This window comes from Streptomyces actuosus, from assembly GCF_016921115.1.
Classification (GTDB): domain Bacteria; phylum Actinomycetota; class Actinomycetes; order Streptomycetales; family Streptomycetaceae; genus Streptomyces; species Streptomyces actuosus_A.
This window is the reverse complement of the sequence record NZ_JAFFZS010000025.1, coordinates 95919-115668: the sequence shown is the minus strand read 5'-3', so window position 1 is coordinate 115668 and position 19750 is coordinate 95919. Positions and strand designations below refer to the sequence as shown.

Below are 19750 nucleotides of genomic sequence, written 5' to 3'. Positions count from 1 at the left end.
CGCGGGGAGGTGCGGCTTCGACGCCGGGTGCGCGGCGCGACGGACGCGGGGAGGTGCGGCTTCGACGCCGGGTGCGCGGCGCGACGGACGCGGGGAGGTGCGGCTTCGACGCCGGGTGCGCGGCGCGACGGACGCGGGGAGGTGCGGCTTCGACGCCGGGTGCGCGGCGCGTCGGGGGCGGGGATTGCGGGGGTGCGTCCTGGCAGGTGCCTCTGCGCGTCGGGTCGGGCGCGGGGAGGTGCGGCTTCGACGCCGGGTGCGCGGCGCGTCGGGGGCGGGGATTGCGGGGGTGCGTCCTGGCAGGTGCCTCTGCGCGTCGGGTCGGGCGCGGGTGCGCGTAACTTCGACCAACGAGGTGCGCCGCGGCAAGCGCCTCATACCCCCGCGGGCGCTGTCGGCCCGCCGCCCGGAGCCCGCCGGCGGCTGGTGGGAGCCACCGGATCACGGGCCTCACCGATGTACGGGCGTCACCGAGCTACGGTGTCGCCGGGTCACGGGTGTCATCCTCCGCTGCGCCCGGCCCGCTCGGTGTCCCCCGCGCTGATGCCGCCGGGGCCGATACCGCTGGGGCCGAGGCCACCGGAGCTGAATCCCGTGGGGCTGACTTCGCCGGAACTGAGTCCATGGGCGTCGACGGGGCCGGAGCTGAGCACGTCGGCACCGATGCCGTGGGATCCGACGCCGCCGGGGGCGATGCAGCCCGAACCGACTCCGCCCGCGCCGACTCCGTCGAGGCCGACGCCCCCGGAGACGGGTCCACCCTCGATGCTGGAGGGGCCCCTGCCCGCACTCCCCTGCCCCTTCACGCCTTCGATCAACTGCCGGACGACGCGCACCAGTTCCGCCGGCTCGAAGGGCTTGCCGAGAAAGGCGTCGACCCCGAGGTCCAGGCCTGCGTCGACCTCGTACTGCGTACAGGCACTGACGATGGCGAGCGGAAGATCACGGGTCCGCGGGTCCGCACGCAGCCGGGCGGCGGTGCGCAGCCCGTCCAGGCGCGGCATGACCACGTCGAGGGTCACGACATCCGGCCGCACTTGATGTACGACATCCAGGCACTCGGCACCATCGGCCGCGGTCACGACCTCGAGCCCCTCCAGCTCGAGATTGACCCTGATCAACTGCCGGATCACCTTGTTGTCGTCCACAACAAGAACCCGGCCCGAAGCGCCTGGCACAACTTGAGAGTAGGTCCGGACCGGCCACCGCGTCCGGGTTTTCCCCACTTCCGCCCCCTGCGGGGGACACGCGCCCCTCACTCACCCCGCCCCAGCCCCCTGGCACCCCCGGTGACCCGCCGGGAAAGCCGTTGATGACCACCCCGAGAGAGCTGGTAGTGTTCTACCCGTCGCCGCGAGCAACACGCACCGCGCCCGACACGCCCCCGTAGCTCAGGGGATAGAGCAACGGCCTCCGGAGCCGTGTGCGCAGGTTCGAATCCTGCCGGGGGCACCCTTGATGAGGTGCCAAAAGACCCCGTCACCAGCGGTTTCGCTGAGTGCGGGGTCTTCGCGTTTGTGCAGGCGGATGCTGTCGAAAGCAGCCGTTTGTCAGTGATCACGTAATGACGACGTAATGATCTTGGCGGTTCTTCCGGCAGGTCAACGGGCGTTTATAGTCCCCTTGGGCGTAGCTTTCCGACACACCTCCGACACGACGAAAGCCGGATCGCTCCGGGGCTCGGGTGGGCTGCACCAATCGGTCTTCATCCATACCATGAGGCCAGCCACAACCGGGGTTGGGTTCCCCCGCGCTGCCCCCGCCCTCACCGGGAAGAATCTGACCGGAGATGGTCGAGCCTGACGCATCAGCTTGCGTCAGGGAGGAAGTAGTCACCAGGGCGCAGAGGAGGGCCTTCCGCCTCCGCGAGTTCCAGCGCCAGGTCCATGATTCTTACGAAGTTCCTGTACTTACGGCCCATACTTGCCGCCTCTGCTGCCCAAATTGGCCTTGTGGTCTTCCAGTGATTACGACCGACTTCGCCCCTCATAGTACGGAGAGCCGTCAACTGCAAGACGTCATCCGAGATAATGCCGCTGAAATATTCGATGCGCCATCCGTTGTAGATCGCATTGATAAAAGCGACCCGACGGTACTGCTCTCGTGTCATCGGACACCAAGGTGGCTCCCAGCAAACCAACAGGCTCTCGTCCTCAACGGAGCGCAGGAGGAGCTCACGGTGCGACGACCGCGATCTGTCCTCATTGTCAATGCGCAGCTGCCGCGCCTGAAGGACGAGCGACCACGCTACTCCCAATAACGCCGCGCCGGAGAGAGGTATGGATACGGCCGCGTAAGTCTGACTAATCTCACTCAGGCGTGCCCAATCCACGTTTTCAGGGGCGCCCCAACCGAGGACGAAGGGAGTCAGTCCCGTTAATACGGCGAGAACTACGCAGCCTGTACCCCAGGAGATCCATCGCGGATAATTCAGCCGGCCAGTCATTGAAACCCCCAGTCCCGAAGCCCCAACAAGAAGGGATCCCATGCATCCGCTGCAGTAATCTCGGCCTACGTTTCGATGCCCCTCGCACCGTTACCCTGCCTCCATGGATAGCAAACTCAGCACTGCGGTTCTGGGGTTACTGTTATCTACTGTTCCACTTGGGTGGCAAGTTGCGAGCTATTTCCTTACCGTCGGGCTTTTGATCTGAACTGTGCGTAGGACAGAGCGGAGGGATTCGTTTAAGCGGGTATCCTACGAGTTCTCCTGCGCATTTCGACTGGCCTTACCGCCGACACAGCGAAAGCCCCGGATCGCTCCGGGGCTCGCGTGAGGGGCGTGTGGGCTGCGTCAGTCAGTCTTCGGTGTCCTCCTCCCCCAACCCTTCAGGATCCTGTCGTTCATCTCCTGCTCTTGGCCGTCGATGCACTTGGCGTAGATCTTGAGCAGCACGTCCACCGAGTGACCGGCGCGGGCCGCAACCTCCGGGGCGGGGACTCCGGAGTTGAGCCACTGGGAGACGCCCGCGTGACGGAGGTCGTACGGGCGAGCCGCCAGGACGGAGGCGACCTGTTCAGGTGGGAAGGCCAGGGTCCGGGCTTGTTTCCATGCGCGCGAGTACGACGACGCCGCGATGACGTTGCCCCGCTCGCTGGCGAACAGCCGGCCGTCCTCCGCCGTACCGAACTCCTTGACGTGGTCCTGGAGCATCCGCACGAGCGGGGGCGGTATCGGCACGATGCGTACCTCGCCGTCCGCTCGCTGCTTCAGGCCGCGCCGGTCATGTGCCTCGCCGGAGTCGGTCCACGCCTTGCCGGCGGTGGGCCGGGTCTCGGCCAAGTCGATCCGGCCCCAGCCTTTCTCCGGGAGCGTGCAGTCGGAGAGGCGCAGGCCGAGCGCCTCACCGGGCCTCATGGCCGCGTAGTAGAGGCATCCGAAGAACGCCCGCAGCCGTCGACCACTCGCCCGCTCGTAGCCACCGACGTACGTGACCGCCGCCAGCAGCTCCCGCGCCTGCCGAGGGTTGACCACCACCCGGCGGTCGACTTCCTGCACGGCTCGCTTCCCCCGCTTGTGCCGGACCCGACTCAAGGGGTTCAAGGGCAGCATCTCCAACTCCACTGCGTACTCAAGGGCGTTGAAGACAACCGCACGGCGCCGCCGGTAGGTCTGCGTGGCCGCAGGCTTGCCGTCGAGCTTCTGTGTGAGTGCGTCGATGAGGTCGTGCGCGCGAGTGATCTCCTGAAGTTCCGCTACCGGCAGTGAAGCTTTCTCGATCCACGCCTGCTGGTCGGGCCGTACGAGTACCGGGCCGAGGCGCCGCCAGGTTTCCGGCACGTGCGGAGGACGGACTGGGTGCGGCCGGCGGTTGAACGAGCTGCCGTTCGGGGTGATCTGCGGGACAGCATGGGGGCGTTCCTCACGGTCAGCGAGCTGAGTCGGCGTGACGCCGCGGCACGCGTGCAGGCCCTCGCCGAGACGGGGACAGATCCTGGATACGTGGGTGACGGCGAGCCGCCCGGCAGCCCGGAGGACTTGGTGAACGACGTCCGGGACAGCGGTACCCGGCAGTTGACCGCCCGTGACCTGATCGGCCTGTGGGGGTGGAAGCGGCGCACCTCTGACGTCACCGATCTGGTGGACCAACACCTTGCGGGGCTCGGGCTCCGGGTCGACCCCCACTTCACCGACGTCCAGTTGGACGGCCTCGTCACCGTGTCCGCGGAGGGTTCCACAGGGCTCGGCGAAGGCATCCGCGATCAGGACCGAGGAGACGACCAGCAGGCACCTCCGAATGCCGATGGCCCACGTGACCGTGACCTGACCTGGCGGATCGGCAACCTTCCCTTCGTCCGGGAGGTCGTCACGGTCCGGATGAGCGATGCGCTGAGCCAGGCGATCACTCCGATGATCGAACACGGCTTCTCCCAGCTTCCCGTGGTGGACCACAACGACGTGCTGCGTGGAGTCGTCACCTGGGATTGAATCGCACGGGCCCAGCTGGGTGGCAGGACGGCCACGGTGGCCAACGCCCTGGACCCGCACCCCGAAACCGCCCGCGTGGAACATGCCCTTTTCGATCGGATGGACCGGATCCAGCGGAGCGGCTTCACGATCATCGTGGACGGCGAGAACACGGTCATCGGCATTCTGACCTCGACCGACCTCGCGGGGCAGCTGAAGCAGCGCATAGAGCCTTTCGTCCTCCTGGAGGAGCTGGAGAGGCGGCTGCGCCGCCTCATCAGGCACTTCTCCACCGAGGAACTGCCGAAGGAGATCCGCAGGACCATGGAGCGCGGACAGCACCTCGGCCTCGGCCAGTACGTCTTCCTGGTGGAGGACGGCCATTGCTGGAGCAAGCTGCGGTGGCCCTTCGAGCAGCAGGACATCAGCCGGCGGTTGACCACCGTGCGGGACTACCGCAACGACCTCGCCCACTGGGCAGTGGACGCACCCGCCGAGGATGTCGCGGCGCTGGCCGCGACACGTGGGTTGCTCAAGCTCCTGAAGCTCGTGGATCACGACCCGGCGGTCTGATTGCCCTTGCCTACGTCGCCCGGGCGGCCCCACGGGAACTGTGGGGCCTCCTGTCCGCTCCTCGTCAGGCGGGTGGCAGTAGGGCACTCACCCGGAGAACGCCGCAAAGCCCGCGCGGACCCGGTTCCGTGAGGAAACCAGGAATGCCGTCGGAGATCAGGCAGCTCCATGCCGCAAACCGTGCCTGCCGCGTCGCCCCCGTGGCGTCCGCCTGCCCCGCCACGTGGCGCGGGGAGCGCGGCCTCTCTCAGCTCGCTGGGATGAGCGGTGCGAGGAAGCGGCTCGGTTCGCCGTGCCAGGTGATGGCGAGCGCGTCGCGGGCGCGGGTCGCCGCGACGAAGAGCAGCGAGCGTGCCCGGTGCAGTTCGCGCCGGTGGCGGCTCGGGTCGGTGTGTTCCCAGGCGTCGACGGAGGCCCGGGGAACGAGCCCGTCGGCTGCTCCGGCGATGATCAGGCAGCGGTACTCCAGCCCCTTGAAGCGGTACATGGTGCCGATGTGGACGCCGTGGTCGCCGCGCGGCCCGTCCTGAGTGATCTCCGAGGACGTGATGCCGCTTCGCGCGAGGCGGTCGGCGAGCTGGGTGACCATGTCGTTGGTGGGGACGCAGATCGCCATGGCCTCCCGGGGCACGTCGTGCCAGGCCCGCAGCTGTTCCACGACGAGGTCCATCTCCTCGTCCCAGCTCCGTGCCCCGCGCAGCGACGGTTCGGTGCCGTGGAGGACCGAGCGGTAGCCGGCGAGCGTGTCGGTGTCGCCGTCGAGGTCGTCGTAGTCGGCGTCGCCCAGGACGCGGATGGCGTCGCGGAGGATCTCCCGGGTCGTGCGGTAGCTGAGGGTCAGCCGGGAGGACCTGCCGCGGATGTGGACGCCGAGACTGCCGAGGGTGACCTGGTTGTCGTAGATCCGCTGGTGGGTGTCGCCGACCAGGAAGATGTCGTCGGGCTCGGACGGCACCATGGCGCGCAGCATCTTCCAGTGGGCGGCGCTGAGGTCCTGCGCCTCGTCGACCACGATGTGCCGGTACCGGTAGCGCAGCCAGGCGCCGGAGCCGGCCTCGAAGTGGAGGTTGTGCAGGCCGCCCCGGTCCTGGCGTTCCTCCGTGCGCCGGTCGATGCGGGCCTTGCGGGCCATCTCCAGTCGCGCGGCACGCTCGGCGACCTGGCGGTGGGTCTCCAGGCCCTTGGTCTCCAGGCGTTGGGTGAAGCGTTCGGCCAGCTGCCAGATGCCGGCGCGTTCGGCGCGGGTGACGCTGCGGCCCCGACCCGCTCGGCGTGCGGTGAAGTAGTCGCTCCGGGAGGCCACGGCCTGGCCGAGGACGACCTGGTTCCACTCGTCGCTGAGGAACTCGGCGTTCCAGCGCGACTCCCCGGTCTCCACCAGCAGTTCCCGCCACTCGCGGAGGGCGGTCGTGTCGTCGATCCGCCGCTTCGTGTTGCCCGGGTCGGCTTCGCTGACGATGCGGGTGGCGAGCTGGTCGACATGGGCGATGTCGACGCGGGCCAGGACGTCGGGTCCTCCGAGGGAGAGCAGCCGGGCCCGAAGGTCGGCGGCGAGGTTCCGGTTGAACGTGGTGAGGAGTACGGGCTTGGTGTGGCCGGGGGGGAGTTGGCTCACCAGATGGCAGACGCGGTGGAGAGCGACGATGGTCTTGCCCGTTCCCGGCCCGCCGCCGACCCGGGCGGGGCCGGAGTAGCGCCGGTGGACGAGCTTCTCCTGGGTGGGGTGGAGGAAGATCTTCCAGCGGCCGAAGTCGCCCTCCTCCAGGATGCTCTGGAGGGATTCGTCGTCGGTGATCACCACGGTCTGGGAGCGGTCGACGGCCGCCTGCCAGTCGTCGGAGTCGAGGTTCCGCTCCGGTTCGGTCACCGCGACGGGCGCGGTCACCTGTTCCATGACTTCGTCGTACGGGATGCCGTCGCGCAACCGGAGGAGGACCTCCCCGGTGTGGCGGGGCGCGTACTCGGCGAGGCCGAGCAGTTCGTCGTCCGTGGTGAGCTTCCGGACGATCGGGATGAGGGGCTCGGTGACTCCGAGGTCGGCGAGTTGCTGGTCGGTGTAGGCGCCGAAGAGCGGCTCCTGAGGCGGCGGCCCGACCGGTTCGGGGGCGGAGGGCGGCGCCGGCGCGGGTGCGGGAGCGGGAGCGGTGGGCGGTGTGAGGCCGCGGCGCAGCACGCTCTCCTCGACGACCTGGAGGTCCACGTACTCGATGGCGCCGGTGATGTGGTTGATGCCGTAGTTGAACCGGTCCAGGTTCTTGTGGACGTGGCTGCGGTGCTTGACCGAGACGAGCAGCCAGTCGTCGCCGCCGAGGCGGATCATCAGCGCCCGCCACTCCCGGTTGACGCGCGCCGACCAGAGCCGGTCGTGGCCTTCCAGCGGTTTGAGGTCGAAGCCGCCGGCGTCGGGGTTGCGGCGGAAGTCGTGCTGGAACTTGTAGAACGCCCCGAGGACCGCGCGGTCCAGCTTGACGATCTCCTTGTCCGCCTTGTCGAGCAGGCGCAGGGTCACGCCCGTCCGCGGCGTGCTGGTGACCGTCATCGCTCGTTCTCCCCGTGGTCGTTCGTGGTTCCGTCCGTGCCGCCGCGCACCAGCGTGGCGAGTTCGTCGGCGTTCCATTCCGTCGCGGTACGGACCTGCCAGCCCGCGTCGCGGTAGGCCGCGTCCCGTCGTTCGGCGTCGATGTCCCGGTTGCTCCCGGGGTCCGGACGGTGGGCGAGGACGACGCCCACGCGCCGGTCGGGCCAGGCGAGTTCGGCCGGCCAGGCGGCGGCTCCCAGCTCGTAGCCGGCCTGGGGGGCGGGAACACCCCGGTCGGCGAGCGCCCCGGCGAGCGTGTCCAGCCCCGGATCGTCGACGAGGAACTCGAGGACCTCGTCCCAGGCGGGATCACGGACGGGCACGGTGGACGCGGCGGCTTCCGGCCCCTGCCGCTGCCGGTCCGCCGGCGGCTCGGGTGCGGCCGCTGCGGTCTCCTGCGCACGTCGCTGGGAGGTGAGCCATCCGGCTCCGCCGGTGACCGCCAGTTCGGCCGGGTCGAATCCGGGCAGCATGCCGGTGGTGAGCTGGACCCCGTCCCCCTCCCCCGCGTCGAGGAACTGGAGCAGGTTGCTCCAGTAGAGCCACGCCTGCCAGCGCCTGCGATGGGCGGTCTCGTCGGCCGTGACCGTTTCGGGGCTGTCGTCGAGGACGGTCAGCGCGGTCCAGGCCGCTCCGCTCTGCCCCCTGCGCAGATCGAGCGCGATGGTGAGCGGGCATCCCGAGGCGTCCCGGGTCGCCATGACCTGGACGGCGCCTTGTCCTCCCGCAAGGCGTCGCCCGTGCAGCGCTTCACTGATCCGGCGTCCGGTCTCCGTGCCGTCGGCCAGGGCCCTGCTGGTCGCCGACACCGCGGCGAAGCCGGCGAGGGCGCTCTGGGCGCGGCGCCGCCAGGCGTCCGGGTGCGGGTCGGTGAGGTATCCGATCAGCATCTCGACCGGGTTGGCCCACACCAGTCGCGTCAGGTCACGGGTGTCCCCCGCGTGCATGCGCCGGTGGACGTCCATGGCGGTCTTCTGCGCGGTGTTCGGGTACGGCTTCCACACGGGGTCGGTCTGCGGCCCGGAGCGTCCCGTCCAGGTCTGTACGTCGTCCCAGGTGAGCTGGAAGACCTGCCAGCCTTCGGCGCGCAGCCTGGTGCGCTTCGCCGCGTCGGCCTCGGCGGTGAGGTGGCCGGGGCTCGCGTGGTAGCGGTAGCCGTCGAGGTAGACGGCCACCCTGCGGTCGTCGTCGGTGCTGCGGAAGACCACGTCGGGCCGGGTGAAGCCGAGCGGCGTCTGGGTTTCCATCTGCCAACCGCGGACGGTCCCGTCGGATGCGGTGAAGCGCAGGTTCGTGTCCCGGGTGCCGTCGGCGGTGAGCGCGGTGCGGACGCTGACGTCGTCCGTCCGGTCGGCCCATTCCAGCAGCCCGCGCCGGAAGAGGGCTTCCAGTTCGCTCTCCACCTGGTGCACGAGGGTGATGTCCCGGGTGGTGGTCACCGGGTCGATGCTCCAGCGGTCCGACGTGCGGCCGAACAGCTCGCCGAGCATGTCGAGGGCGTGCTCGCGGCTGACGAGTTCGTACTCGCCGTCGGTGACGTGCCGGAGAAGGCAGCGGTGGCAGGCGGGACGTCCCTGGCCCACGCACACGCAGGTCTCGATCACCTGCCGTGCGTCGTCCAGGACGCCCCGCAGACCGTCGCGGCCGGCGAGGCGGTGCAGGTATCCGGTGCCGCCGGGCAGCGTGTCGTACAGGACGAGGAAGTGGCGGCGCAGCGGGCTCTCGCCGCCTTCCTCGGGCATGGAGTCGGTGACGACCGCGAGGTGGTCGGGGTCGCCGCCGTAACTGCGTGCGATTCCGGCCAGCAGCAGCGCCTTGAAGGACGCGAGCCGTTCCTTGGTGTGCGCGGTGACGGCGGGGATGAGGAGGCGCAGGGCCTCGGTGCGCAGCTCGTGGGCGAGCAGCACCCGTTCTCCGCGCCGTGCGGCGTCGGCTCCGCCGCGCCGTCGTGGGCACCAGGGTCGGTGGTACCTGGCGTGGGCCGACGTGTCGGTGGCGTCGTGGGCGGCGGGGCCGCCGTCCGGGTCGGCGAAGCCGCATGCGTCGCAGACCCAGAACGGGTTGAGCCGGACCTCCTGGCCGGCGAAGGCCGAGTCGGTGCCGCCGTCCACCCGGGTGGCTCCGACGTTGAGGTGCCGGATCCGCGCCTGGCGGGTGAACTCCCATCCGAAGGTGGCGTGTTCGTGCTTCCACGCCTGTTCGACGTCGTGCGCGTCGATGTCCACGGCCGGGACGACGGTGTAGTGCCGTCTCTCGCGCTCGTCGCTGTCGTCGCGTACGCGGACGTCGTCGCGTTCGTCGCGGGAGGTGACGCGGCGCGGTACCAGGACTTTGTGCAGGCAGCCGATGTCGCCGATGGCCGCGGACCGGCAGCGTGGGCAGGGGGAGGCGTCCTGTTCGGCGCGGTGGGTGCGAACGTGGCCGCAGTCCGGGCAGACGCGCCACCAGAGCCAGGCCGGGCGGCCGGGGCTGCCGATGTCGAGGCCGGTGACGCGGTGCTTGTAGCCCTGGACGTAGTAGTGGTTGCCGGGGGCGAACTCGGAGAGGGCGAGGCGGGCGGGACGGCTGTGGCGCAGGGTCTTGCTGTGGTGCGTGCGGGACTCGTCGGCGGCCTTCTCCGTCCAGGTGAGTGTGGCCTCCAGCTCGGTGGTGGAGTCGATCAGGCTGTAGTTCGGGAGCAGGCCGAGGTCGACCAGGGCTCCGTGGGCGGTGGTGCGGCTGATCTCCCGGGAGACGCGTGCCACGTCCCGGCGCTCGGCGCGCAGTTCGCGTCCCTGCCGCTCGTGGTCGGGGTCGCCGGCGACGAGCAGTCCGTGGGCCCGGTCGATGGCCTCGGTGCGGCGCTGGAGTTCGGCGCGCCGGTCCTCCCAGCGTCGGAGCGCCGTGTCGAGGGCGGCGGCCAGTCCGTCCTCGCCGGGGTCCGTCGCGTAGGTGACGAGGGCGGCGCGGGCCTGTGGGCTGACACCGGTGCCGCGGTCCTCGTCGTAGGGAGGGAACAGGCCCAGGAAGCCCTGGACGAGCCGTTCACCGGCGGCGAGCGCGGCTTCGGTGAACTCGGCCTGCCAGGCCGAGGTGCCGAAGAGTTCGGTGGCGCGTCCGGGCAGGGGCCGCAGGGGCGTCCCGTCGGGCGCGTCCAGCCGTCCGGCGCCCGCGAGGTCGAGGAGGTGGGCCAGGTACTGGCGGCGCAGGATCTCGGCGGCGGACAGGTAGCAGCCGGGTGGCAGGACCTCCCCGGCGATCATGAGCCGGGGTTCTTCGAGGTAGTAGCGGTCGCGCGGGCCGCGGTCGACCATGGTGAGCAGGTAGGCGTTGCCGGTGGAGCGCCCGGCGCGGCCGACGCGCTGGATGTAGTTGGCCGGTCCCTTCGGCAGCGAGGCGAGGACGACGGCCGACAGGTCGCCGATGTCGATGCCGAGTTCGAGGGTGGGGGTGCAGGACAGCACCTGCGGATTGGCGTAGTGGACGCGGGTGCCCTCGCGGAACGCCTTCTCCACCACCTCCCGTTTGGCGCGGCTGAGGGTGCCGGTGTGCTCGGCGGTGTTGACGGTGAAGACGCCGGCCTCGCGGTACATGCGGCGGTAGAAGTCGTCCGTGAAGTCCCGCTGCCGCAGTCCGCTGTCGAGGTCGCGGCCGGTGCCGAGGGTGCCGCCGCACCGGTAGCGGGGGCAGGGCTGTCCGTGCCACCGGTCGGCGAGGTCGGGGTGGATGGTCTGTTCCCAGAAGCACCGGGGGCAGTGCGCGGTGGCGTCGGGCAGGGTGTCGTCGGCGAGGGCGCGGACCTGGATGTGGCCGGGCTGGAGTCCGTAGACGCGGGTGGCGCCGTCGAGCGCGGTGCGCGCGGAGACGACGCCCGTCTCGGCGAGCGCGGGCAGCAGCCGGGTCAGGAAGACGCCGGCCGCCTCGGGGCGCAGTCCGAGGGCGCGTACGGCCCAGTCCTGGTACCAGCCGAGCCGGCCGGTGAGGACGTCGAAGTCCTCGCTGCCCTGTTTGGGGGTGCCGAGCAGGAAGGCGGGGGCGGAGACCCCGCGGGGGAAGGCCGGCATCCCGGTCTCGCGCCCGCCCCAGATGGCCCACCGGCGCACCCCGGCCTGGTCCAGCCAGGGGTCCAGCCAGGCGTGCCGGACGGCGCCCCGGATCCGCATCCGCTCCAGCAGGCCGCGGACGAAGCCGGTGTACCGGTCGGGTCCGGGGACCGATCCGTCGGGCAGCGCGATGTCGCCCGGGGTGGTGAGGAGGAGCTCGTGCACGAGGTCCGCCACGGCGTCGGGGTCCGGCAGGGGGACGTCGGCGGCGACGGTGCGGGTGAGTTCCAGGGTGCGGCCCTGCCGGGAGCGCAGGCCGAACTCCATGACGGTGGCGAACGCCAGGCGCTGCGCGATCAGTTCCCAGGTGGCACGGGAACCGCGGCTGCGTCCGGAGAGCAGTGTGTCCACGCCGCGGACGAGGTGCAGGTCCGGCGGGATGACGGCGGCCTGCACGGCCTTGCTGTCGACGACGTCCGCGATGAGGTCGGCGGCGAGGTCGTTCAGGGCGACCGGTTCGTCCTCGGCGATGCGGCTGGCGAGCAGAGCGCGCAGGGAGAAGGTGTAGGAGCGGCTGGCGACGTATCCGGCGCGGTGGGCGGCGTCCTGCACGGAGTCGTTGAAGAGGAGGGTCTTGTCCTCCCCCAGGCTCTTGTCCAGTTCGCCGCCGGTGAAGAGCTGGGTGACGGCGGCGGCGGCGAGCGCGGCGAGGCCGGTGCCGAGGTAGCGGATGGAGTTGAAGGTGCGGCAGGCCGGGCACTGGTCGCGCTCGGCCGCCCGGTCGCCGTCGAGGTCGGCGTGGACGAAGGCGGCGTTGTGCAGCGGCACGGGCCGGCGCGCTCCCTCGCCGTCGGCGGGAGCGCGGAAGTCGGTTTCGGGTGACAGGGGGCGCAGCCGTCCGCCGGCGCCTTCCAGGACCATGACGGCGGGTCCGCCACGACGGCGGTCCGGACCGGCGCCGAAGGCGGCCTCGTGCACCTCCCGCGGCGTCGCGGCGATCATGTTGCGCACCCGGCGCTTGTCGCGCCCTACGGAGGCCCGGCGGATCTTCGTGGCGTTCAGGTCGAGGTAGGCGGGGTCGACCTCCGGCGAGTACGCGGCCCAGCCGGAGCGTCCGCATTCGCGGCAGAACACGGCGGGCAGGAAGACCTGGGCGGGCGGCGGTGCGCTGTCGTCGGCCGGGACGGCGGCGTGTTCGGCGGCGTCGCGCGGTGCGGCGGGTTCTTCTCCGTCGTACGGGGACGGCCTGGCCTCGGAGGCCCGGCCCGCACGGGCCAGTGCGCCGCCGGAGGTCACCCGTTCGTCGTCCCAGCGGAACTCGGCGCGTGCGGCGCTGATGCCGCGCAGCACGCGGGAGACGGAGCGCACCCAGTGGTGGATCTCGATGGCCAGCAGGGGCCGTCCGGGGTGCTGCGGGTCGCGGGCGTACGACAGGAGGGCGAGGTAGCGGGCGAGTGCGCGGGCGGCCAGGCCCGGCCGCTGCTGTACGGCCATGCCCCAGTGGTAGGCGTAGCGGGGCAGCACCTCGGTGATCTCGGCGAGGGTCCTGGGGGTGCCGTCGAGGATCTCCAGGACGGCGGAGGTGAGCCGGTGCCGTCGCAGGACGGCCCCGAGCTCCTCGGGGGCGGGCCCGCTCAGTCCGGTGAACGCGGCGACGAGGTCGTCCAGGGCGCCCGGGTCGCGGGTGGGGTCGCCGAGGGCGTCGACCTCCTGGGGCGAGGGGAACGGCAGGGTGAAGTCGCTCTCCCCGGTGAAGTCCTTCACCGAGCGCCGGTCCTCGCCGACGATCGCGTCGGCCGGGAACGGCACGCCGAAGACCTGTTCGGCGACCTCCAGCATGCCGGGCCGCGCGGCCTCGCCCCGCCGGCTTCTGCCCGAGCCGCTGTCGTCGGGGCCGTTCTCGCCGAGGGTGGCGGAGGTGGCGACGGGGCAGACCGGCCCCAGGGGCCGCCCGGGTTCGGCGAGCCCGGTGACCGATCCGAGGCGGCGCAGCAGCATGGCGACGTCGGTGCCCTGGGCTCCGTCGTAGGTGTGGAACTCGTCGAGCACGACGTACGCGAGCGGGGAGTCCTGCCACAGCCGCTGGTCCTCGGGCCGCTGGAGGAGCAGGTCGAGCATCTTGTAGTTGGTGATCAGGATGTCCGGCCGGGTGCGGCGGATCTCGTCCCGGTCGACGGTGATCGCGGGGTTGGCCTGCTTGAACTCCTGGGACGGCTTGTCACCGACGTAGAGCGCGGCCCGCACGCCCGCGTCGCGCAGCCGGGTGTCCTTGCGGTCGTCGAGGCGCTTGCCGATCCGGTGGGCCTGGTCGGTGGCGAGGGCGTTCATGGGGTAGAGCAGGACCGCCTTGACGCCCTCCCGGCCGGCCTCGCGCTCCCGGAGGCAGTGGTCGAGGATCGGGACCAGGAACGACTCGGTCTTGCCCGATCCGGTTCCGGTGGTGACCAGGGTGGGCCGCGCCGGGCCGTGCAGGGTGGACAGCCGCTCCCAGGCGCGTTCCTGGTGCCGGTACGGCGTCAGGTCGGGGTGCCAGGTCAGGTGCCGTTTCCAGTCCTGGCCCTCGGCGGTCCGGAACGGCGTGCGGACGCGGAGGTAGGGTCCGCGGAAGATGCCGTCATCGGGATCGCCGAGGAAGCCTTCCAGGGCGCGGCGGGTGGACTCGTCGGCCAGCGCGTACGTCGTCGCGAGGTACTGGCTCAGACTGGCCCGTACCTGGTCGGCGGCGAGGGTGGGGCGCACGCGCGGGTCCTCCTTGGTGCTGGTGGGGCTGGCGGGAGCGGGCGGGGCGAGGGGGCCCGGTTGCGGCCCTACGGTAGCGGGCGGTCGGTGCCGCTCCGTGGCCCCGACGCCTCAGATGCCGAGCTTGCGGCCGATATGGGCAATATGTACCTTCCGGGTGGCTTTCACGAACCGGAAGTGGACTCGTCCCGCGTGGGGCGTGAAGCGCAGGTGGGTGTCGAAGTACCGGAGCGTGCCGTCGAGGTCGGTGAACTCGCAGTAGTCGCGTTTGCGGTTCGCGTGCTCGGGCGTCACGACGGAACCCCACTGCGGGCCGTCGGGGTGGGTCACGGCGTCCCAGAGCAGGACCGCCCGGTCCATCTCCGCCAGCCGCCTGCGGACCGGGTGGACCCAGTACCGCTCGAGTTCTCGCAGTTGTGCCTCCACGCGGGGCAGGAAGAGCAGGCAGGGGAAGAGTTCGGCGCACCGCTCCCACAGTTCGGTACCGGTCAGGATGCCGTCCAGGTCGTAGCGCAGGGCGGTTTCGGCCTCCGCCCGCATCCACGGCGCGAGCGACGCGACGTGCTCGCGGGTGGCCGCGTGCGGGACCTCGACCTCGGTGCACACCGAAGCTCCGTCCTCGTCGTCGCGTAGTTCTTCCCGTTCGAGGGTGACCTGGTCCGTGTCCCAGCAGGGGTCGAGCAGCAGGGACACGCCGACGCCGCCCATCAGGTGCGCGGCGCCCAACCCGATCACGGGCACGCCGTGGTGGGTGTAGGCGACCTCGGAGAAGGTCTCGCCCGTGGGGAAAGCGGTGTCGTGCGGGTACTTGGTCTGCATCAGCAGCAGGCGCTGCCACAACTCCTTGGTGCCCGGAGTGCCGATCCACTTGGCGATGGGGTGGCCCTGGGCGAGCTGTAACGCCTTCAGAGGCTCCCGGGTAACCAGTACCGTGCCGGGGCGGTCCACCCGCAGGACCGCGACGATGGCCTTCACCAACTCCGTCATGGCGTGGTTGACCCGATCCGGATCCGCCGGCGTCTCGCAGGACTTCTCGTTCAGGAACAGCTGCGGCACGTCTCCCCCTCCGCGACGGTGTGCGCCTTGCCCCGCCTCCCCAGCCGGGCGTGTCAGCCGATGAGCTGGTCGAGCGTGTTCTCCAGCTCGTCGAAGAAGCCCGAGGGCCACTGGTCGAGCATGCCGTCCGCGTCGACCCGGGGACTGACGAAGTCCACGCCGGTGCCGTCACCGCGGAAGTAGTGGAACACTGCCCGCCCGGGAGAGAGCCGCTTCTGCTTGACGGCGAGCCGCACCCCGTTGATCACGTGATCGCTGTGCGTCTCCATGATCACCTGGGCGCCCTGCGACGCGGCCGAGGCGGCGAGCGTGGCCATCTGGGTCTGACCCTGCGGGTGCAGGTGCGCCTCCGGGTTCTCCAGGAGGATCAGAGAGCCGGGGCGGGCGCTCAGGCAGGCCACCACGATCGGCAGAACGTAGGTGAGGCCGAAGCCGACGTTGCTGGGGCGGCGACGCCGGGTGGCACCCAGCGTCCCCTGGAAGCCGTACGAGAGGCTCACGACGTCCGTGCCCTTGATGGCGACGGTCTCGATGTCGACTCCGGGACACAGGTCGCCCATCCAGGCGGCGGTCTGGTCGATCAGGCGGTCGGAGACGGCCTTCGGGTGGCGCAGCGGGCCGTCCGGAACCGTGTCCTCGCCGTGGTAACGCAGGAAGTTGACGGTGTGCTCGCCGCGCACACCGAGGAAGCCGCGGCCGATGGCGACCTGGTGGTCACGCGGGTAGAACTCGGCGGGCGAGATCCGGTCGGCGTGCAGGTACTGGAAGGGGGCGGTGAGGAACGCCGGGGTCTCGGCCTCCGGCCCGGTCGGCCGCTCTCGTTCGCCCTCGGAGGTGCCGGGAAGGTCGGCGTCCAACAGGGGCAGGAGGTTCTGCTCGGGCTCGTACGCGGCGGTCCAACCGTAGTGGTAGGGCCCCTCGTCCACGGCGAGGCCGATCCGGGGTTCGTCCTCCGTGAAGTCCTCGTGCAGGACGTCCTCTCCGGTGCCGAGGCCGACGAGTTCGCCGTTGAGCAGGAAGCCCTGGTTGCCGACGCTCGTGCGGAGTCCGGCCCGGCGGGCTTCGGGCAGCAGCGGGGCGACCGCCAGGTAGCCGGACTCGTGGGACTGGCGGAGCAGTGCGAGGGACTGGAGGACGCTGCTCTTGCCGGACGAGTTGAGCCCGGTGAGGAGGGTGAGGGGCCCGAGCGGGAGTTCCGCGTGCTGGAAGGCCTTGAAATTGTGCAGCGTCAGTCGGTCGATCACTGTTCGGCCACCCCTCGGAACAGTCGTGCCACTTCCTGGAATCGGGTGCGGATCCTCGCCGGGTCCCCGGTACCCACGGAGATCGACCGGTCGAAGTCCCAGTTGTCCATGAGCTCGAAGAAGCGGTCGTGCACCTTCGCCCGCGACGCTACCAGTCTGCCCCGCTCTTGATCGTCGAGAAGTGCGAGATTGACGGAGACCGCCTCGAACAGCGCCTTGTTGACGGCGGAGGAACTGCGCTTCCCGCCACGCCATTTACGGAAGGCGTGGTCGCCGAACAGGTCCCGCGCGCACCCCATGGCCACCCGGAACTCCCGTGCCAGCTGCTCCCGCCGCTCCTCGGTGAACGTGTTGATCCGGTACATGGCGTCGATGAGGAACTTGTCGAAGTCCTTCTCGGTGTGCGCGACCGGATTGGTCAGCCGGAAGGCGAGGAAGCGCAGCACCATCTCCCGGTCGGCCATCCGCGCGTCGGACACGCTCCACCGGGTTGCCTCACCGAACGCGGGGTCTTCGGCCAGGTCGGCGAGGAAGGTCCGTACGGTCCCGCTCACCAGTGCGTGCCGCAGCTCCTGCGGACTCAAGGGCATGCCACCGGTGTTGATCCGGGAGAAGACGTTGTACTTGACCTTCTCCGGGGTGCCCTGCTGCATGATGTGCACGGTGAGCTGGGTCTCGCGCAGCCGGATCTTCAGCCGTCCGGTGAGGTCCTGGTAGGTGCTGCCGTCGAGCTGCCAGAGGTAGTCCATGTCCCGGAGGGCCAACGGCCCCAGACCGGTGAGCTTCGGCTCCATGAACCGGGCGATGGCGGTGAGCCGCTGGACGCCGTCCACGACGGCCCACTTGTCCTCGTCGCCCTGCGCCATGTGGAAGTTGGAGATCGGGATGCGCAGCAGCAGCGACTCGATCAGCCGGCTCTGCGCACGATCGCTCCAGATGCCGGAGCGGCGCTGGAAGTCCGGCGCGAGGTCGAGCATGCCCTCCCGCAGCCGGGACAGCAGCAGGTCCACGGTGGTGGTCTCGGTGCGGATGCTGATGCTCTCGGGCCGGAACGGGGCGGAGATGCCGTCCGCGTCCCGGTACGCGCCGTGCTGCTCCTCGTCCTCGCCGTCGGCGGGGAGCTCCAGCTCGACACCGGTCGGCCGGCCGTCGGACCCGATTTCCAGCGGTGATCCCAGCGGCAGGAGGAGCGAGTCCGGCTGGTCGACGTCCTCCGCCACGGCGTAGCTCCGGGAGGCGGTCGGCCGGCTCCCTTCGGCGCCCCGGCCGCCCTCGTCGTCCTCGGCCTCCGCCATGCCGCCCGTCGCCCTCCGTCGCCTGCCACCGCCCGATGCCGTGCCCGACTCAGCCTATAGACGGCACCGGGGACTGTCAGCGCGACGACCCGGTGACCGCACCCGCTGCCACCGGAACGCCCGGCCGCAGGCGCGGTCAGGGGGTCAGGTCCAACTCGGCGACGACGGTCTTGCCGACGGGGACGCGGTCGAGCACGTCCCACCGGTCAGCGAGTGCCTCGACCAGGAACAGGCCCCGGCCGCTCTCGGCGAGGTGCGCGGGACGGGGCACACCCGGGGCGGGAGGGCGGCACTCGCCCCGGGCGTCGGAGACCTCGATTCGCAGGGTCCGGCCGAGGAGCTTGACGGCGAGCTCGAAGTCCCGGCCGGGGACCCGGCCGTGCGTGACGGCGTTGGCCGCGAGTTCGGCGACGAGCACGGCGGCGGTCTCGGAAGCCGGGCTGCCGTGCGGCAGGCCCCAGGTGTCGAGCTGGTGCAGCGCGAGCCGCCGGGCGAGGCGGGCGCCGCGCGGGGTGGAGCTGAAACGCTGGGTGAACACACGTACGGTGACGGGCACTGTGTTCGCGGCGGGGGTGGACGGTGCGGTCATACGCCCAAAATGCCGCGGGGTGGGGCGGGTTCACCAGGGCCGGAGCGCGTACGCCGGGTCAGCGTACGCGCACGTTCGGTGGACAGTACGCGTCACGGTGCGTGACGATGGGCGAAGTCGAAGCGGTACGGCGGGCGGGTGGCACGGGAGGTGTCCGGCGGTGGCCTACGAGAGCACGGACGGCGGTACGGGGGCGGCGGGCGGCGCGGAACCGGGGGCGTCGGACAGTCTGCGCACCTTCGGCGCGGTCGTCCAGGCGTTACGCGAACACACGGGCCTGAGCCGCGAGGAGTTCGGCGTGCGGGTCGGCTACTCGAAGCACACGGTCGCCTCGGTCGAACAGGGCCGCCGGATGCCGGACCGCGACTTCGTGGAGCGGGCGGAGCCGGTGCTGGGCGGCACGGGTGCTCTGCGGAAGGCCGCGCCGCATCTGTCGCGGCAGGCGGGGCTGGCAAGCTGGTTCCGGCAGTGGGCGCGGCTGGAGACGCACGCGGTCACCTTGTGGACCTACGAGTGCCGGGTGATTCCCGGCCTGCTCCAGACCGAACGGTACGCGCGGGCCGTGACCGAGAGCGTGCCGCCCGTGAAGGATGAGGAGCAGGTGGCCAAGCAGGTGGTGGCCCGGTTGGAACGCCAGCAACTGTTCGAGCGCAGGCCACCGATCACGTTCAGCTTCGTCATTGAGCAGGCACTAGTCGAGCGCGGCACGGGTGGCCCGGACGTGACGCGGGAGCTACTCGACAGCCTCTTGGAGCGGTCGTTGCAGTACAACGTCGAGCTGCAGATCATGCCTCGACACCAGCCGGATCACGCTGGGTTCGACGGGCCGTTGATGCTCCTGGAGTCTCCGGACAACAAGTGGTTCAGCTATGCGGAAGGCCAACGTGGCGGCATGCTGATCTCGGACCCGAAGGAGGTCAGCATCATGCTCCAACGGTATGCGAGACTGCGTTCACAGGCTCTCACCTCCGAGGCTTCCAGGAGCCTGCTGAAGCAACTTCGAGGAGCGCTATGAGCAGCATCGACGAACGGGCTTGGTTCAAGAGCAGCTACAGCGGTTCCGACGGTGACGCCTGCGTCGAGGTGGCGAGGGGCGCACAGGTCATCCATGTGCGGGACTCCAAAGACCAGCGCAGCCCCGAACTCGCCCTCTCCCCCACCGCGTGGGCCGACTTCGTCACGTACGTCACACAGGACTGATCCCGCACGCGGGGCCCCGCGCCGGTCGGGTCCGGTGCGGGACGAC

12 protein-coding genes, 1 tRNA gene and 1 pseudogene are annotated in these 19750 nt (G+C 70.6%); 5 read left to right on the top strand and 9 right to left on the bottom strand.

From position 1 onward, the window contains the following. Positions 1-713: 713 nt before the first annotated feature. Positions 714-1226: pseudogene (locus JS756_RS25810) on the bottom strand (response regulator); the annotation flags it as partial. Between the two features lie 154 nt (positions 1227-1380). On the opposite strand from JS756_RS25810, the gene JS756_RS25805 reads away from it, so the two are divergent. After that, positions 1381-1452: transfer RNA gene (locus JS756_RS25805), tRNA-Arg, on the top strand. 355 nt (positions 1453-1807) lie between these two features. Here the strand turns inward: JS756_RS25805 and JS756_RS38100 are convergent. Then, a complete protein-coding gene (locus JS756_RS38100; protein ID WP_368861116.1) occupies positions 1808-2446 on the bottom strand; it encodes a DUF6082 family protein in 639 nt (212 codons plus the stop codon). Positions 2447-2794: 348 nt separating this feature from the next. Next, entirely contained in the window at positions 2795-3781 is a 987-nt protein-coding gene (locus JS756_RS25800) for a tyrosine-type recombinase/integrase (RefSeq protein ID WP_205385585.1), read from the bottom strand. Between the two features lie 69 nt (positions 3782-3850). On the opposite strand from JS756_RS25800, the gene JS756_RS25795 reads away from it, so the two are divergent. Together JS756_RS25795 and JS756_RS25790 are read left to right on the top strand one after the other, a co-directional pair. Then, complete coding sequence (locus JS756_RS25795) at positions 3851-4429, top strand: CBS domain-containing protein (RefSeq protein WP_205385584.1); 579 nt, start codon at positions 3851-3853, stop codon at positions 4427-4429. Between the two features lie 36 nt (positions 4430-4465). Further along, positions 4466-4981, top strand: coding sequence for a hypothetical protein (locus tag JS756_RS25790; RefSeq protein ID WP_205385583.1), 516 nt, complete (start codon positions 4466-4468; stop codon positions 4979-4981). Positions 4982-5228: 247 nt separating this feature from the next. Here the strand turns inward: JS756_RS25790 and JS756_RS25785 are convergent, their stop codons facing one another. The 6 genes from JS756_RS25785 to JS756_RS25760 all read right to left on the bottom strand — a co-directional run bounded on the left by JS756_RS25785 (position 5229) and on the right by JS756_RS25760 (position 18504). Then, positions 5229-7520, bottom strand: a complete 2292-nt coding sequence (locus tag JS756_RS25785; RefSeq protein WP_205385582.1) for a UvrD-helicase domain-containing protein — start codon at positions 7518-7520, stop codon at positions 5229-5231. After that, complete coding sequence (locus tag JS756_RS37605) at positions 7517-14320, bottom strand: DEAD/DEAH box helicase (protein WP_205385581.1); 6804 nt, start codon at positions 14318-14320, stop codon at positions 7517-7519. Before JS756_RS37605 ends, JS756_RS25785 begins: the two co-directional genes overlap by 4 nt. Positions 14321-14431: 111 nt before the next feature. Beyond that, entirely contained in the window at positions 14432-15376 is a 945-nt protein-coding gene (locus JS756_RS25775) for a hypothetical protein (protein ID WP_205385580.1), read from the bottom strand. 53 nt (positions 15377-15429) lie between these two features. Next, positions 15430-16620 (bottom strand): AAA family ATPase, encoded by a 1191-nt coding sequence (locus tag JS756_RS25770; RefSeq protein ID WP_205385579.1) that lies wholly within the window; start codon positions 16618-16620, stop codon positions 15430-15432. Then, positions 16617-17915 (bottom strand): DUF262 domain-containing protein, encoded by a 1299-nt coding sequence (locus tag JS756_RS25765; RefSeq protein WP_205385578.1) that lies wholly within the window; start codon positions 17913-17915, stop codon positions 16617-16619. The genes JS756_RS25770 and JS756_RS25765 overlap by 4 nt, the downstream gene beginning before the upstream one ends. 136 nt (positions 17916-18051) lie before the next feature. Then, positions 18052-18504 (bottom strand): ATP-binding protein, encoded by a 453-nt coding sequence (locus JS756_RS25760; protein ID WP_205385577.1) that lies wholly within the window; start codon positions 18502-18504, stop codon positions 18052-18054. Between the two features lie 160 nt (positions 18505-18664). Here JS756_RS25760 and JS756_RS25755 point away from each other — a divergent pair, with 160 nt between their 5' ends. Together JS756_RS25755 and JS756_RS25750 are read left to right on the top strand one after the other, a co-directional pair. Next, positions 18665-19519: a helix-turn-helix domain-containing protein gene (locus JS756_RS25755; protein WP_205385576.1), complete on the top strand. Its 855-nt coding sequence runs from the start codon at positions 18665-18667 to the stop codon at positions 19517-19519. Continuing rightward, entirely contained in the window at positions 19516-19704 is a 189-nt protein-coding gene (locus JS756_RS25750; protein WP_205385575.1) for a DUF397 domain-containing protein, read from the top strand. The genes JS756_RS25755 and JS756_RS25750 overlap by 4 nt, the downstream gene beginning before the upstream one ends. The last annotated feature ends 46 nt before the right edge of the window (positions 19705-19750 follow it).

Excerpts from the sequence above, each read along its gene's own strand:
- JS756_RS38100 (WP_368861116.1), bottom strand. The coding sequence starts at position 2,446 with ATGACTGGCCGGCTGAATTATCCGCGATGGATCTCCTGGGGTACAGGC.
- JS756_RS25795 (WP_205385584.1), top strand. The coding sequence starts at position 3,851 with ATGGGGGCGTTCCTCACGGTCAGCGAGCTGAGTCGGCGTGACGCCGCG.
- JS756_RS25785 (WP_205385582.1), bottom strand. The coding sequence starts at position 7,520 with ATGACGGTCACCAGCACGCCGCGGACGGGCGTGACCCTGCGCCTGCTC.
- JS756_RS25765 (WP_205385578.1), bottom strand. The coding sequence starts at position 17,915 with ATGGCGGAGGCCGAGGACGACGAGGGCGGCCGGGGCGCCGAAGGGAGC.
- JS756_RS25760 (WP_205385577.1), bottom strand. The coding sequence starts at position 18,504 with ATGACCGCACCGTCCACCCCCGCCGCGAACACAGTGCCCGTCACCGTA.
- JS756_RS25750 (WP_205385575.1), top strand. The coding sequence starts at position 19,516 with ATGAGCAGCATCGACGAACGGGCTTGGTTCAAGAGCAGCTACAGCGGT.